Below are 15,662 nucleotides of genomic sequence, written 5' to 3' on the forward strand. Positions count from 1 at the left end.
GTCAGCATCCGATATATCAGCTGACCACAGCCATCGCGAGCGAGCCCCATCCCACGCCGTCCACATGCCAACGCTTATATCCGGCGGCGCCGGTCAAGTTGCGGGATGGCGGTTTGGGGCACCTCCACGCGTTGCACTCGAGCCACTGTACGTGCCGCCAGTTGCGCCAGGGTCGGCTGGCTGAACAAGGTGCGTGCGTCCACTTCCAACCCCGTCTTGCGCAGGCGTGCGACCAGGCTCACCGCCAGCAAGGAATGCCCGCCCAGTTCAAAGAAATGGTCGTGGCGCCCTACCCGTTCCAGCTTCAAGACATCGGCCCAGATGCCCGCCATCACGGTTTCCACCTCGCCCTGCGGCGGCTCATAGGCACGACTGAGCACGGCATCCACCCCCGGTTCCGGCAGGGCCTTGCGCTCGAGTTTGCCGGCGGGGTTGAGGGGCAATTCATCCAATTGCACAAAGGCTGCCGGCACCATGTATTCCGGCAATTGCTCCAGTACATGGGCACGCAAGGCCTCCAGGCTCGGCGCCGGGCCACGCAGGGTGAAGTAGGCGACCAGACGTTCACCGCGAATCAGCACGACCACTTCACGCAACGCCGGGTGCGCCACCAGGCACGCTTCGATTTCACCCAACTCCAGGCGCACGCCGCGCAGCTTGACCTGAAAATCGTTGCGCCCCAGGAACTCCAGGTTGCCATCCGGCAGGTAACGCACCAGATCGCCAGTGCGGTACAGCCGGTCACCGGGCACGAACGGGCTCTCGATAAAGCGCTCGGCGGTCATTTGCTCCAGCCCCAGGTAGCCGCGTGCTACGCCGACGCCACCGATGTGTAACTGGCCGCTGACACCCAGCGGTACCGGTCTGTCATGCTCATCCAGCACATAGAGACGGGTATTGCTGATTGCCCGTCCGATCGGCAATTGCACGGCAGGCACCGGTGCGCCGGGCTCCAGGGTCCAGATACAACTGTCGACCGTGGCTTCGGTAGGCCCATAGACGTTGTGCAAGCGCACCTGGGGCAAGCGCGCCTGGACACTGCGGGCCAAGGCTTCAGTCAATTCGCCGCCGCCGCAAAAGACGTCGGTGAGGCTGCTGCACAATGCCGACTCTTCCAGCTCGAGGAATTGCTGCAACATGGCCGGTACGAATTGGATCACCGTGATGTGCTGCTCGCGAATCACCTGAGCCAGGTAAGCCGGTTCGCGATGACCGTCTACCCGCGCCAGCACCAGGCGCATGCCATGGGTCAACGGCCAGAACAGCTCCCACACCGAGCCATCGAAACTGAACGGAGCCCTTTGCAGCAATGCTCCACCCTCAGCCTCAGGGCACAACCGGGAAGCCCACTGCATCAGGTTGCACAGCCCGCGATGCTCGACCATTACGCCTTTTGGCGTCCCTGTGGAGCCGGAGGTATACATCACATAGGCCAGGTTGGCAGCGGTCAAGTCGCCGACCAAGGGGTTGCCGGTCGGGGCCTGGCTCCAGGCACAACGGTCGAAGTCAATCACCGGAACCGAAACGTCACCCAGTAACTCGCGCGTAGCTGCGTGTACCAGCAGCGCCACGGGTTGACTGTCTTTGAGCATGTAGGCCAGGCGTTCGCCCGGGAAGCCTGGATCCAGCGGGACATAGGCGCCCCCCGCCTTGAGAATCGCCAGCAAGCCCACGACCAGCTCCAACCCGCGCTCGACGCATAACGCCACCCGCGAATCCGGTCGGACCCCACGCTCACGCAGATGGAATGCCAACTGGTTGGCACGCTCGTTGAGCTCGCGGTAGGTCAGTTGGCCTGCGTCGGCTTGCACGGCAATCCCATGGGGGGTATGTCGCGCATGGGCTTCAAACAGGCCTTGCAGGGTGGCGTTCGTCGGGGAGTCGATTGCGCCGGGGTTCAAACCCAGCACAAGCCTGTGCAGCTCGCTGGCGGGCAACACCGGCACCTCGCTCAAAGGCGTTTGCGGGTTTTGCTCAAGGGCGTCGACCAGACCGTGCAACACGGTATCGAGGTAGCCGAGCAAACGTTCGGCGCCCACCTCGCGCGGCGCCATCACCTTGAGACGGAACCCGGTCGCGGTATCGTCCACGCTGATCATCAGCGGATAACTGAGGATGTCTTCACTGCTGAGCAAGTCGACGCCCGGCACCAGGTCAAAGCGCTTGTCGGCGCTAGTATGACGGTAGTTGAGCAGGCTGTTGAACAGTGGCGCCGCGCCGCTGCAGCGCTGCGCCAACGCAAGGGACGCTTGTTCGTGCACGAGCAAGGCGGTTAATTGCGCATGGGTGTCGCCCAACGCACCGACCACGGTTTTCCCGGCCAGGCATGCGCGCAGCGGCAAGGTATTGATAAACATACCCAGTGCACGGTCGGCGCCCTCGCCCGCCTGCAGGCGCCCCAGCAGCACAGTTCCGAACACCACATCATTGCGGCCCGATACGCAGCCAAGCACCTGCGCCCAGGCCAGGTGGAACAGGCTGGCGGCGCTCACGCCCAGCTTACTGGCCTGCGCGCGCAAACGCCGATTGAGCGGGTCAGCCATCGGCCGTTCGAATGCTTCGATTTCAGTGCGGTCGACTTGATGCTCCAGCAAACCGAACGCCAGGGTCGGCTCGCTGACATCCGCCAACCGCTCACGAAAGAACGCCTCGTGGGCGGCCTGCTGCGCAGGAGAGCGACTCTGCGCCACGACGTTGCGATAAGGCACCGACGGCGGTAGTTGCGCCTGTTGACCGAGCATGTGGGCGCGAATCTCGTTGGCCAGTACCGTCATCGAGGTGGCGTCATTGACCAGGTGATGAAAGCGTAACCTGGCAATCCAGCGTTGCTGCTGCGGGTCTTCGGCGTACTCCAGGGCCATCAGCGGCGCCTGGCGCAAATCGAGGGGTACGCGGGGTTCATGCAGCGGCTCGACCCGCAAGTGAGCATGGCGCCACACCACTTGCATCGGCTGCTCGAGGGTGTCCCACACCAGGCTGGTGCGCAGGATATCGTGGCGGTCGATCACCTGTTGCAGGGCCAGGGCAAATGCGTCCAACTGCTCGCGGCGGGCAAAGCTGAACATCGCGTGTTGCTGGTACGGGTCGTGTTCGTCGGTGATGTGGTGGTAGAGCAAGCCTTCCTGCAACGGCGCCAGCGGGTAGATTTCCTGCACATTCGCCGCACCACCCGGAATGCCCGCGACAATGCGGTCCAGGCTCGGTTGATCCAGCTCGGCCAGGGCGAGCATGTCCGGGGTGATATGGGTGCAATCCGACGCAATCCGATTGGCCGGCGCGTCCTTGCCGCGTGGAGCACTGGCCGCCGCCAGTGCGGCGAGGGTCGGCTGGCCGAACAACACCTGCACATCGGCTTGCAAGCCGGCCTGGCGCATGCGCTGCACCAGTTGCACCGCCAGCAATGAATGCCCGCCCAGCTCAAAAAAGTGGTCGTGACGCCCGACCTGCCGCACCTGCAGGAGGTCGGACCAGATCTGCGCCAGGGTGGTTTCCACCCCCGCATGCGGCGCCTCGAACAACCGCGTGATGAAAGCGGCCTGGGTCGGCGCGGGCAACGCTTTACGGTCGAGTTTGCCGTTGGCGGTCAAGGGCAGCCCATTGAGTTTCACGTAAGCGGAGGGCAGCATGTAGTCCGGCAGCGACCTCTGCAAATGAGCACGTAACGCTTCGATATCGACGGTGTGCCGCTCAACGAACCACGCCAGTAATTGCCCCTCGCGAAACAGCACCACCGCGTCTTGAACCGCCGGGTGGGTCGCCAGGGCCGATTCGATTTCTCCGAGCTCTATACGCACGCCACGAATTTTTACCTGGTCGTCGTTGCGCCCCAGGTATTCAAGGTTGCCGTCGGGCAGCCAGCGCGCCAGGTCGCCGGTGCGGTAGAGGCGGCCTTCGCCGAAGGGGTTATCAAGAAAGCGCTCGGCACTCAGTTCGCTGCGATTCAGATAGCCGCGCGCCACGCCTTTGCCACCGACGTACAACTCGCCTGTTGCGCCGACGGGCACAAGGCGTTGTTGCCCATCGAGCAGGTACACGCTGGCATTGGCGATCGGCCCACCGATATGCAGCGGCCGGCCGACTTCAACACGCCCGCTGGTGGCGACCACCGTGGCTTCAGTGGGGCCATAGTTATTGATCACCTCGAAGGTCTGCGCCCGGTTGTAGGAGCGCAGGCGGTCGCCACCGATCAACAGGGTGCGCAGGGTCGGGTGTTGCAGGTGCTGGCTGAAGGCGTACTCGGCCACCGGCGTCGGCAGGAAGCAGATGTCCAGCGGCTGTGAGCGCCACCAGTCGAGCAGTGCATCAATGTCTTCGGCGCCGTCATGGGCCGGTGGCAGGTGCAGCGTTGCGCCCACGCACAGCGCCGGCCAGACTTCCCAGGCCATCGCATCAAAACCGAAGCCGGCCACGCTGGCGGTATGGCTGCCGGCATGCAGGTTGAACGCCTGGCAGTGCCAGTCCACCAGGTTGGACACGGTGTGATGCTCCACCATCACGCCCTTGGGCAGCCCCGTGGAGCCGGAGGTATAGATCACATAGGCCAGGTTCGAAGGTCCGGCCGCCACCCGTGGGCTGTCGCCCAAGTGTACGGTGGGCCGGTCGAGCAACAGCACCGGCACGTCCGAGACCGGAATCCGATGCAGCAGATCGTGCTGGGTCAGCACGACCACGGGAGCACTGTCGTGCAACAGGTAGTCCAGCCGCTCGGCAGGATGGGCCGGGTCCACCGGCACATAGCAGGCGCCGGACTTGAGGACCGCCAGCAACCCCACCAACGTATCCAGGCCACGCCGGGCCACAAGTGCTACGCGATCATCCGGCTCCACGCCGTGCGCCAACAGTTGATGGGCCAACGCGTTGGCTTGTTGATTGAGCTGCAGGTAGGTCAACTGCCGCCCTTGGTACACTGCCGCGACGGCCTGGGGCGTACGTGCAACCTGGGCCTCGATGCGCCCGTGCAGGGTCTGCGGGGCAGTGTTGGGCTGCGCCGTGGCATTCCATCGTTGCAGCTGTGCCTGCTCGGCCGGCGTCACCAAAGAAAATTCCCCGAGCGTCAACCCGGTGTTGTCCAGGCCCTGCTCCAGCAGCCAGGTGAAGCGCTGCGCCAGCGCCTGCACCTCATCCTGCTGGAAGTACGCCTCGTTGTAGACGCAATGCAGGCATGCGCTGTCCTGGGAGCGGTTACTGCGCAGGTGAATGGCAATCGGCAACGGTTCGTGATGGTTGGACACCTTGATCGCCCGGCCCTGGACATCACCATAGTGCAAGTCATGGTCGTCCTGTTCGAAGGACACCGACAGGTCGAACAACTGGCCGCGATCGGTGCGGCGCAGGCCCAATTCGCGGTTCATCTCACTCAAGGGGAAACGCTGGTGGCGGAAATCCCGCTTGAGCTGATCGCGCACACCGCGCACCAATGCGCTGAACGGCAGCTGCTCACTGAACTGAAAACGCACCGCGCTCACTTGGGTGAACAACCCCACGGTGGAGCGAAACCGCGCATTGGAACGGTTAAGAATCGGCAGCCCCACCATCCACTCATCACGCTGATGGGTGCGGGTGAAATACACATAGAGTGCCGCCAGCAACACATGAAACGCCGAGGCCTGGTAATGGTTGGCCATGTGCTCCATACGGTCGAGCAGCGTCACCGGGAAGGGTTGCACCAAGGTGTTGCTCGGTGCCTGGGTATTCAGCCTGGGCGTGAGCAGCGGCTCGGACAGCACCTGGTATTTGTCCAGCCAATAGTCACGGTCGCGGGCGTAGCGCGCGGATTGATGGTAGTGCAGGTCAGTGTCGATAAAGTCGATATAGGACGGTGCCTGCAGTTCCGGTGGCCGGCCGTGCTGCAGGTCGGTGTACAGGCAAGCCAGGGATTGCAGCATCTGGCCAAAGCCCCAACCGTCGAGGATCAGGTGATGGGCCTGGGTGCCCAGGCGATAGTGACCATCGTCGAGCTTGACCAAAAAAAAGCGAAACAGCGGTTCGCCGGTCATGGCGTATGGCCGGGACATCTGTTCCTGCATCAGGGCCTGGGTCGCAGCCTTGGGATCGGGGAGCGCAGAGAAGTCATGCAGCTTCACCTCTGTCGTCAAGGTGGTGGCGAAGGTCTGGCGGGGCAAGCCATTCCCATCGCAGTGCAGTTGGGTTCGCAACGCATCATGCTTGGCCACCAGCATCTGAACGGCACGCTGGAGCAAATCCGGCACCACGGGACCTGCAAAATCGACATAACCGCCGATGTTGTACAGCGGTGAGTCGCCTACCCGCAGTTGGTCGAGCCAGATGTCCTGTTGGGGGGCGGTTAGGGGGAAGCTGACCGGCGGGCTGTTGAGATACTTCATAAGATCCTTCTCATGGGGGTCAGATACTGGCCGCGCAGGGGAGTCCATTACGACGAATCTGCCGGATTGGATCATGGGGGGCGGGGGGCGTCTGTCACCCGAAACCCGGACATCGAGGCAGGCGAACAGGCCACGCTGAGAGTTCATTACTGAAACGATTAAAGCGTTGTAGGACATTGGCTATTTATCGCCGATGTCGCTTTTCTAAAATTTTTATTTAAAACATAATTTTTACTTATATATCAAATAGTTAAATAGCTCTAAAAACCAACGCCGATTTTTTTCTGTCGGAATGCACCCTCAGAAACGTCTAATTAATGACACCATTTTTATGGCAGGTTGTGTCCCTCGTTTCCGCTACATACGTAGGACAAATCGCTATGGCTAAATGAAATCTCGAACTCCGAGCTACGTTCAAGGAGTACGGAACGCCCCCTACAGACCCAGGGCGTCCGTTGACGGTTTTCGACATCAAGGATGAGATGGCTATGAGTCTGCCCCGAAATATTGGCAACACGGAAAACCCGCAGTTCTACGCCGAATTAGGTGAGTTGATTTCAAACAGCGGTCATACGAGCTTTGCCGCCAACATGTTGCATCTGCTGGACAAGTGGGTACCGATTCACCTGGTGGACCTGAGCGAATGGACCCTCGATGAGCTGCGCGACAGTGTGCTCGATATCACGTTGCTGGGCAGCGCCGGCCTGCAACAGGACCTGTGCGCCCCCCAGCCCCTGCAGCCCCTCAAAGACCACCCGCTGCTGCGGGAAATGCTGCGCATGCAAGACCCGCTGCTGATTCAGTTGAAGGCCAAGGCCGACAGTACCCACCCGCTGGGCACCTCGCACCAGTGCAACCTGGTATCGCGCCAGGGCAATCGGCGCTGTGTGATTTCGCTGTATCGCCAGGCGACCCAACGCGGGTTTTCCCTGACCGAACTGTCGTTCCTCAAGTGCCTGTCGGACACCTTGCTGCCCCTGATGGAGCGCCACGCACAACTGCTGCGCCAGGCCCCCATCAGCGAGGCAGAGCCGACCCACAACCTGTTGGAGCCGTCACAGTTGCAGCGTGAGTTCTACAAGCGCCTGTCCCTCAGTGACATCACCCTCTCCGCCCGGGAACAAGAAGTCTGCCTCGGGCTGCTGACCGGCGGCACCGTGCCGCAAATGGCGGAAAAACTCAGTGTGAAAAACAGCTCGATCGAAACCTACCTCAAACGTGCCGCCGCCAAATTGGGCGTGAGCGGCCGCCATGGCCTGGCCAAATGGATGGTTGGCGCCTGATGAGCAGAGTGACGCTCACCGCCCTGGGCCTGGCCTGGATGCTTGGCGGTTGCTCGCTGATTCCCGAGTACCAACGGCCACAGGCACCCACACCTGCGCAATACCCGCAAGGCGGTGTCTACGCACTGGCACAGGCCGGCACCGTTGCAGTGAAGCCGGACTGGCAGGCCTTGTTCCATGACCCGGCTCTGCAACAACTGATTGGCGCGGCGCTGATCAACAACCGTGACCTGCGGGTGGCTGGCCTCAACGTGGAGGCGTTCCAGGCACAGTACCGCATCCAGCGCGCCGACCTGTTCCCGGCGGTGTCGGCCAACGGGGCCGGTAAACGCCAGAAATTACCCGCCAATGTGACGGGCACCGGCAAGTCGGCGATCACCTCCGCCTACTCCGCCACCTTGGGGTTAAGTGCCTATGAACTGGATTTCTTCGGCCGCGTGCGCAGCCTCAGTGAGCAGGCGATGCTCACCTACCTGGGCACCGAAGAAGCACGGCGCAGCGCACAGTTGAGCCTGGTGGCCAACGTCGCCAATGCCTACCTGACCTGGCGGGCCGACCAGGAACTGCTGGTCCTCGCCCAGCAAACCCTGGTAGCCAACGACCACAGCTGGCAGTTGACCGACCGCAGCAAAACCGCGGGCAAAGCCTCGGCGCTGGACGTGGTGCAGGCCCGTACAGCGGTCGAAAGCACCCGCGCCAGTGTGGCCCGCTATGAACGCCAGGTTGCCCAGGACCTCAACAACCTCGCCCTGCTGGTGGGCGCCCCGGTGGATGAAAACCTGCCGGCGCGCCCATTGGCCGATGACCTGGTGGCACGCGTGCCGGCGGGGCTGCCGTCCGACTTACTGCAGCGCCGTCCGGATATCCTCCAGGCCGAATACCAACTGCAGGCCGCCAATGCCAATATCGGCGCGGCGCGCGCGGCGTTCTTCCCGTCGATCACTCTCACGGCCAACGCCGGTAGCACCAGCACTGACCTGTCGGGGCTGTTCAAGGGGGGCTCGGGCACCTGGACGTTCCAGCCGCAGATCAACCTGCCGATCTTCAACGCCGGCAGCCTGCGGGCCAGCCTCGACTACGCCAAGCTGCAAAAAGACGTCACCGTGGCCCAGTACGAAAAATCCATCCAGACCGCCTTCCAGGAAGTCGCCAACGGCCTCGCCGCGCGCCAGACGTTTAACGACCAATTGAAGGCGCAAAGGGATTTCGTCGCCGCCAACCAGGCGTATTACGACCTGGCTCAACACCGCTACCGCAGCGGCGTAGACAGCAACCTGACGTTCCTCGATGCGCAACGCTCGTTGTTCAGTTCCCAACAAGCGTTGATTGTGGACCGCCTGGCGCAACTGGTGGCAGAAGTGAACCTGTACACGGCATTGGGCGGCGCATGGAGCGTCACCGCAAGCCCGACTGCCGCAGCCGATACTCCCCCGGTGTCACCTGCGCGTAACGAAGGAAAAACCGGCTGAAATAGGCCGGGTCCTTGAACCCCAGCTGGTAGCAGATTTCATTCGCGGAGCTGCCGGTAAACAGCAGCAGGCGCTTGGCCTCCTGCATCAGGCGCTCCAGGATCAGACGCTTGGACGGCAAGTCGGCCATGCGTCGGCATACCTCATTGAGGCGCGCTTCGGTGACGCCGATCCTCTCGGCGTAACGCGCCAGCGGCCAATGCTCCAGGTAGTGGGCCTCGATCAGTTCGTTGAAGCGATTGAAGATGCGCAAATCCTCATGCCGCGTCGGACGCGCCGGCAGCGAATGGGCACACAGGCGCAGCAGGCGAATCATGATCAGGCGGGTCAGGCTATCCAGGGCGGCGGCGCGTCCTGGCCGTTGGGCATTGATCTCGCTGTTCAAGGCTTCAAACAGTTGATCCAGCCCTTGGGCATCCTCCGTCAAGGTGACGCAGGCAGCACCTGAGGCCAGGCTGGGGTCGGCTTCTATCAATGCCCAGACCAGTTGCTGGCGCACCGTCAACACATGCCCGTCGGCGTCAGCTTCGGTGACAAAAGCGTGGGGCACCGTGGGGGGCGTGAGGAAAAACATAGGCCCCGCTTCGACGTATTGGCGGTCATCCAGATACACCCGCACCGCACCACTTTTTACGTAATGCACCTGGAAAAATCGGTCATGCCGATGCACGGGCATGTTGCGCCCGAAAAATTCCGCCAGGTTGGCGAGCTTGTCGTAATGCACCTCGGCGTCGCTGTAACGCTGGTCGTAGACCTGCCCGATGTTGATGTTGGGAATCGGCTTCACGCTGCTCTCTTCTTATTATTGCGGTGTCGCTGGATTTTGCCATGCTTGACGATAGTTAACATATTAATTATAACGTTAACACATTAACGAACTGCCTACGCAGCCGTTGCCACCGCCAGGAGAAACGCATGAGCCGTACCCTGCATGATGTTGCCAGCGGCACCCTGTTCGGCGTTGCGCTGAACTACCAGGGCCTGCTGGACCAGCATCTCGCCGCCTTCGAACAGGCGCCCTATCAGAAGCCGCCGACCAAGCCGGTGCTGTTTATCAAGACCCCCAATACACGCAACGAGCACGGCGGCGTGGTGCTGCATCCTGCAGGAGAACGCCTGCAACCGGGGCCGGCGTTGGGCGTGGTGATCGGCCGGCGCGCCAGCCGCGTCAGCCTGGAAAACGCCATGGCCCATGTGGCCGGGTATGTGGTGGTGAATGAGTTCAGCCTGCCGGAAGACAGCTACTACCGCCCTGCCGTCAAAGCCAAATGCCGCGATGGATTCTGTGCCCTGGGGCCGCAGGTGGTGCCACGGGATCAAGTCGCCAACCCCAATCAGCTGAGTCTCAAACTCTGGGTCAACGGTGAGCTGCGCCAGGAAGACTCCACATCCAACTGGGTGCGCGACATCCCGCAATTGATCGCCGAGATCAGCGAGTTCATGACCCTGCACCCGGGCGATGTGCTGATCACCGGCACTCCGCCAGGTCGTGTGGATGTGCTGCCGGGCGACAAGGTTGAAGTCGAGATCGACGGCGTGGGCCGCCTGGTCAGTCATGTTCAAGCGGAGACTCAAGCATGAAACACGCGCGCATCCGTTTTGAAGGTGAAGTCCACGCCGTACAGGTTGAAGCCGATAATGCCGTACGCCTGAACGATGGCCGCCGGGTCGCGGAAGATCAGGTGCAATGGTTGCCACCGGCCACCGGCAACATGTTCGCCCTCGGCCTGAACTACGCCGACCACGCCGCCGAGTTGGCGTTCAAGCCGCCGACCGAACCCCTGGTGTTTATCAAGTCGGTGGGCACCTACACCGGCCATCGCCAGGTCACGTGGCGCCCGGACAACGTCGCCTACATGCACTACGAGTGCGAGTTGGTAGCGGTCATCGGCAAGACCGCGCGCAACGTCAATCGCGCCGACGCCCTGGACTACCTCGCCGGCTACACGGTGTGCAACGACTACGCGATCCGCGACTACCTGGAAAACTATTACCGCCCCAACCTGCGAGTGAAAAACCGCGACACCACCACACCGGTCGGCCCTTGGATCGTCGATGTGGCTGACGTGCCCGACCCGGGCAATCTCACCCTGCGCACCTGGATCAACGGTGAACTGCGCCAGGTCGGCAGCACCCGCGACATGATTTTCGATATTCCTTATCTGATCGAATACCTGTCCAGCTTCATGCCCCTGCAGCCGGGCGACATGATCGCCACCGGCACGCCCGAAGGCCTGGCCGATGTAGTGCCGGGAGATGAAGTGGTGGTGGAAGTCGAAGGCGTGGGCCGTCTGGTCAACCGAATTGTCAGCGAGGCGGATTTTTTCTCCGCCCGGAAAGAGGCGTGAGCAACATGATCAAACACTGGATCAACGGCCGTGAAGTCGAAAGCAAAGACACCTTCATCAACTACAACCCGGCCACCGGCGAGGCCATTGGCGAAGTCGCCAGTGGTGGCGCCGAGGAAGTCGCCCAAGCGGTGGCGGCCGCCAAGGAGGCGTTTCCCAAGTGGGCCAACACCCCGGCCAAAGAGCGCGCCCGGTTGATGCGCAAACTCGGCGAATTGATCGAGCAGAACGTGCCGCACCTGGCCGAACTGGAAACCCTCGACACCGGCCTGCCGATCCACCAGACCCGGAACGTGCTAATCCCACGTGCTTCGCATAACTTCGATTTCTTCGCCGAAGTCTGCACGCGCATGGACGGCCACAGCTACCCGGTGGACGACCAGATGCTCAACTACACCCTGTACCAGCCGGTGGGCGTGTGCGGTTTGGTGTCGCCATGGAACGTGCCGTTCATGACCGCCACCTGGAAGACTGCGCCGTGTCTGGCCCTGGGCAATACGGCGGTGTTGAAGATGTCGGAGCTGTCACCGCTGACCGCCAATGAGCTCGGACGCCTGGCGGTGGAAGCCGGGATTCCCAACGGCGTGCTCAATGTGATCCAGGGTTATGGCGCCACCGCCGGCGACGCCCTGGTACGCCATCCGGACGTGCGGGCGATTTCCTTTACCGGAGGCACCGCCACGGGCAAGAAAATCATGCAGACGGCCGGCCTGAAAAAATACTCCATGGAACTGGGCGGCAAGTCGCCGGTGTTGATCTTTGAAGATGCCGACCTTGAGCGTGCCCTGGACGCCGCGCTGTTCACCATCTTTTCCCTGAACGGCGAGCGCTGTACCGCCGGCAGCCGGATCTTCATCCAGGAAAGCGTCTACCCGCAGTTTGTCGCCGAGTTTGCCGCCCGCGCCAGACGCTTGATCGTCGGCGACCCGCAAGACCCCAACACCCAGGTCGGCTCGATGATCACCCAGGCGCATTACGACAAGGTCACCGGCTACATCAGGATCGGCCTCGAAGAAGGCGCCACCCTGCTCGCTGGAGGCCTGGAGCGCCCCGCCAACCTGCCGGCGCACTTGAGCAAAGGCCAGTTTATCCAGCCGACCGTGTTTGCCGATGTGAACAACAAGATGCGCATCGCTCAGGAAGAAATCTTCGGTCCGGTGGTGTGCCTGATTCCGTTCAAGGACGAGGCCGAGGCGCTGCAGCTGGCCAACGATACCGAGTACGGCCTGGCCTCCTATATCTGGACCCAGGATATCGGTAAGGCCCATCGTCTGGCGCGCGGCATTGAAGCCGGCATGGTATTTATCAACAGCCAGAATGTGCGGGACCTGCGTCAGCCGTTCGGTGGGGTCAAAGGCTCCGGCACCGGGCGCGAAGGCGGCCAGTACAGCTTTGAAGTGTTTGCCGAGATCAAGAACGTATGCATTTCCATGGGCAGCCATCACATCCCGCGTTGGGGCGTATAGCCAGCCACCTTTGCACACCAACAAGAATAATGACTCAGGAGAATCATCATGGGCGAAGTGGTTCTGGCAGCGAAGATCTGTCATGTGCCGTCGATGTACCTGTCGGAATTGCCCGGCAAACATCATGGCTGTCGCGAAGCGGCGATTGCCGGGCATAAGGAAATCGGCCGTCGTGCTCGAGCATTGGGCGCCGACACCGCGGTGGTGTTCGACGTGCACTGGCTGGTCAACAGTGGGTATCACGTCAACTGCGGCGAACAGTTCCAGGGCACCTACACCAGTAACGAGCTGCCGCACTTCATCAAGAACATGGAGTACGCCTACCCCGGCTGCCCCGAGTTGGGCGAACTGATCGCCGCCGAGGCCAACCTGGCCGGTGTGCGCAGCATGGCCCACAACATCCCGAGCCTGGAGCTGGAATACGGCACGCTGGTGCCCATGCGCTACATGCACATGGGCGTGCCGGACGATGAAAAATTCAAGGTCATTTCCATCGCCGCCTGGTGCGCCTGGCACCGTCTGGAAGACAGCTTCACGTTCGGCGCCGCCGTACGCCGGGCCATCGAAAAGAGTGACCGCAAGGTGCTGGTACTGGCCTCCGGCTCTCTATCCCACCGCTTCTCGGACGACCGCGAGGCCGAAGCGAATATCCACAACTGGACCCGCGAATTCGACAAGCAGATGGACCTGCACGTGGTGGATATGTGGCAGCAAGGCCGTTTCAAGGAGTTCTGCGCGATGTTGCCGGACTACGCCGAGCACTGTTTTGGTGAAGGCAAGATGCACGACACCGCCATGCTCCTCGGCCTGCTGGGCGGGCCCGAATATGCCCAGCCCGCCGAGATCATCACGCCCCCGTTCGGCAGCTCGGGCACCGGCCAGATCAACGCGATTTTCCCGCTGTAAACCTGGGAGAAACCCATGCCGCACTTTATCGTCGAGTACACCGACAACATCGAACAACAGGCCGACCTGCCCGGTTTGTTTGAACAGGTCCACTGCGTGCTGGGAGACAGTGGCGTGTTTCCCCTCGGCGGTATCCGCAGCCGTGGCGTGCGCCTGGACACCTGGCGCATGGCCGATGGCAAGCACGACTACGCCTTTGTGCACATGACACTCAAGGTTGGCCACGGCCGCGACCTGGCCACGCGCCAGGCGGTAGCCGAAGCGGTGTTCGCACTGATCACCACGCACTTCGCCGAGTTGCAGGCGCAGCGCCTGCTGGCGCTGTCGTTCGAGATGGTCGAGCTGCACCCACAGCTCAACTTCAAGCAGAACAACGTGCATGCGTTTCTGAACAATCCGGCGAACTGAAACGGACGCAGTCCTTGCAGGAGCGAGCTTGCTCGCGAAGATCCCACACGCACCGTGGGTAACCAAAGGCGCTGCGTTTTCGTTGACGTTTTTCGCGAGCAAGCTCGCTCCTAACAACAAAAAGTACACCATCATGAGCACAGCCCAAACCACTGCCAGCCGCGTACTGGCCGAGCACGACCGCACCCATCGTTCAGTCACCTGGCACCTGATGCCGCTTCTGCTGGTGTGTTACCTGTTCGCCCATCTGGACCGCATCAACATCGGCTTCGCCAAGATGCAGATGAGCAGCGACCTGCACTTCAGCGATACGGTCTATGGCTTCGGCGCGGGGCTGTTCTTCATCGCCTACGCGCTGTTCGGCGTGCCGAGCAACATGGCACTGGACAGGGTCGGGCCCAGACGCTGGATCGCCAGCCTGATGGTGGTGTGGGGCTTCTTGTCCACCGGCATGTTGTGGGTCGAGAGTGCGCGCGGCTTCTACGTGCTGCGCTTCTTGCTGGGGGTGGCCGAGGCTGGGTTTTTCCCGGGCATCCTGGTGTTTCTCAACCGCTGGTACCCGGCCCGCCGTCGCGCCCAGGTCACCGCGCTGTTCGCTATCGCCGTGCCCATGGCCGGGGTGCTGGGCGGGCCACTGTCCGGGGCGATTCTCGAACACTTCCATGATGCAGGCGGCCTGCGTGGCTGGCAGTGGATGTTCCTCATCGAGGGTGCGCCGGTGGTGCTGCTGGGGCTGGTGGTGCTCAAGGGGCTGCCGGACGGTTTCGACTCGGTGCGCTGGCTGACCGCCGAACAAAAGCAGCAGTTGCGCGCCCAACTGAACAGCGAAGAACAACGCAAGACCATCACCTCATTCGGCGGCATCCTGCGTGATCCGCAAGTGTGGCTGCTGGTCGCGGTGTACTTTGCGGTGATGCTCGCAGTGAACACCCTCGCGTTCTGGATGCCCACCCTGATCCACGGCGCCGGCATCGGCCGCGACAGCCAAATTGGCCTGCTCAGTGCCGTGCCGTACCTGGCCGGCTGCTGCTTCATGATCGGCTGCGGGCGTTCTTCCGACCGCCATCGCGAACGCCGCTGGCACCTGTGTGTGCCATTGCTGATGGCCGCCGTCGGCATTGCCGTGGCAGGCCTGGCGCCAGGCAATCCATTGCTGGTGATGGGCGGGCTGGTGGTGGCCGGCATGGGCGCCAGTGCGGCCCTGCCGATGTTCTGGCAACTGCCGCCGGCGTTTCTATCCAACACCACCCAGGCTGCCGGCATCGCCATGATCAGTTCGTTCGGCAGCGTCGCCGCATTTCTCGCGCCGTACCTGATCGGCTGGATGCGCGACGCCACCCAAAGCGCCAGCCTGGCCCTGTATGTCCTTGCCCTGTTTATCGCCCTCGGCGGCCTGCTGGTGCTACGCACACACGCCGCCATCGTCAACCCATACTAG

10 protein-coding genes are annotated in these 15,662 nt (G+C 62.2%); 8 read left to right on the forward strand and 2 right to left on the reverse strand.

All coding sequences use genetic code 11. The annotated features are described in order from the left end of the window. Positions 1–74: 74 nt before the first annotated feature. The gene (locus M5B97_RS14845; RefSeq protein ID WP_248731879.1) at positions 75–6,344 is read right to left on the reverse strand and encodes a non-ribosomal peptide synthetase; all 6,270 of its coding nucleotides are present in this window, start codon (positions 6,342–6,344) and stop codon (positions 75–77) included. A 488-nt stretch (positions 6,345–6,832) separates the two neighbouring features. Here M5B97_RS14845 and M5B97_RS14850 point away from each other — a divergent pair, with 488 nt between their 5' ends. Together M5B97_RS14850 and M5B97_RS14855 are read left to right on the forward strand one after the other, a co-directional pair. After that, on the forward strand, positions 6,833–7,627 hold the full coding sequence (locus M5B97_RS14850) for a helix-turn-helix transcriptional regulator (RefSeq protein ID WP_123716989.1): 795 nt from the start codon (positions 6,833–6,835) through the stop codon (positions 7,625–7,627). Continuing rightward, positions 7,627–9,096 (forward strand): efflux transporter outer membrane subunit, encoded by a 1,470-nt coding sequence (locus M5B97_RS14855; protein ID WP_248731880.1) that lies wholly within the window; start codon positions 7,627–7,629, stop codon positions 9,094–9,096. Before M5B97_RS14850 ends, M5B97_RS14855 begins: the two co-directional genes overlap by 1 nt. On the opposite strand, the gene hpaA is transcribed toward M5B97_RS14855, so the two are convergent. Continuing rightward, a complete protein-coding gene (hpaA, locus tag M5B97_RS14860) occupies positions 9,023–9,883 on the reverse strand; it encodes a 4-hydroxyphenylacetate catabolism regulatory protein HpaA (protein WP_248731881.1) in 861 nt (286 codons plus the stop codon). The two genes, M5B97_RS14855 and hpaA, sit on opposite strands and share 74 nt — an antisense overlap. A gap of 128 nt (positions 9,884–10,011) precedes the next feature. On the opposite strand from hpaA, the gene M5B97_RS14865 reads away from it, so the two are divergent. The 6 genes from M5B97_RS14865 (at position 10,012) to M5B97_RS14890 (ending at position 15,662) form a co-directional block, all read left to right on the forward strand. Continuing rightward, complete coding sequence (locus tag M5B97_RS14865) at positions 10,012–10,677, forward strand: fumarylacetoacetate hydrolase family protein (RefSeq protein WP_248731882.1); 666 nt, start codon at positions 10,012–10,014, stop codon at positions 10,675–10,677. Beyond that, complete coding sequence (locus M5B97_RS14870) at positions 10,674–11,444, forward strand: fumarylacetoacetate hydrolase family protein (RefSeq protein WP_248731883.1); 771 nt, start codon at positions 10,674–10,676, stop codon at positions 11,442–11,444. Before M5B97_RS14865 ends, M5B97_RS14870 begins: the two co-directional genes overlap by 4 nt. Positions 11,445–11,449: 5 nt before the next feature. Beyond that, positions 11,450–12,910 carry a 5-carboxymethyl-2-hydroxymuconate semialdehyde dehydrogenase gene (hpaE, locus tag M5B97_RS14875; RefSeq protein WP_123716987.1) on the forward strand — a complete coding sequence of 487 codons (1,461 nt, stop codon included), beginning with the start codon at positions 11,450–11,452 and terminating at the stop codon, positions 12,908–12,910. Positions 12,911–12,958: 48 nt separating this feature from the next. Further along, positions 12,959–13,816, forward strand: coding sequence for a 3,4-dihydroxyphenylacetate 2,3-dioxygenase (gene hpaD / locus M5B97_RS14880; RefSeq protein ID WP_134656684.1), 858 nt, complete (start codon positions 12,959–12,961; stop codon positions 13,814–13,816). Positions 13,817–13,831: 15 nt separating this feature from the next. After that, the gene (locus M5B97_RS14885; protein WP_248731884.1) at positions 13,832–14,224 is read left to right on the forward strand and encodes a 5-carboxymethyl-2-hydroxymuconate Delta-isomerase; all 393 of its coding nucleotides are present in this window, start codon (positions 13,832–13,834) and stop codon (positions 14,222–14,224) included. A 133-nt stretch (positions 14,225–14,357) separates the two neighbouring features. Next, a complete protein-coding gene (locus tag M5B97_RS14890; protein WP_248731885.1) occupies positions 14,358–15,662 on the forward strand; it encodes an MFS transporter in 1,305 nt (434 codons plus the stop codon).

Origin of the sequence: Pseudomonas sp. MWU13-2517, assembly GCF_023242545.1 — a bacterium.
Classification (GTDB): Bacteria; Pseudomonadota; Gammaproteobacteria; order Pseudomonadales; family Pseudomonadaceae; genus Aquipseudomonas.

What these genes read in the sequence shown, in the direction of transcription:
- M5B97_RS14845 (WP_248731879.1), bottom strand. Translation starts at nt 6,344, where the DNA reads ATGAAGTATCTCAACAGCCCGCCGGTCAGCTTCCCCCTAACCGCCCCC.
- M5B97_RS14850 (WP_123716989.1), top strand. Translation starts at nt 6,833, where the DNA reads ATGAGTCTGCCCCGAAATATTGGCAACACGGAAAACCCGCAGTTCTAC.
- M5B97_RS14855 (WP_248731880.1), top strand. Translation starts at nt 7,627, where the DNA reads ATGAGCAGAGTGACGCTCACCGCCCTGGGCCTGGCCTGGATGCTTGGC.
- M5B97_RS14865 (WP_248731882.1), top strand. Translation starts at nt 10,012, where the DNA reads ATGAGCCGTACCCTGCATGATGTTGCCAGCGGCACCCTGTTCGGCGTT.
- M5B97_RS14870 (WP_248731883.1), top strand. Translation starts at nt 10,674, where the DNA reads ATGAAACACGCGCGCATCCGTTTTGAAGGTGAAGTCCACGCCGTACAG.
- hpaE (WP_123716987.1), top strand. Translation starts at nt 11,450, where the DNA reads ATGATCAAACACTGGATCAACGGCCGTGAAGTCGAAAGCAAAGACACC.
- hpaD (WP_134656684.1), top strand. Translation starts at nt 12,959, where the DNA reads ATGGGCGAAGTGGTTCTGGCAGCGAAGATCTGTCATGTGCCGTCGATG.
- M5B97_RS14885 (WP_248731884.1), top strand. Translation starts at nt 13,832, where the DNA reads ATGCCGCACTTTATCGTCGAGTACACCGACAACATCGAACAACAGGCC.
- M5B97_RS14890 (WP_248731885.1), top strand. Translation starts at nt 14,358, where the DNA reads ATGAGCACAGCCCAAACCACTGCCAGCCGCGTACTGGCCGAGCACGAC.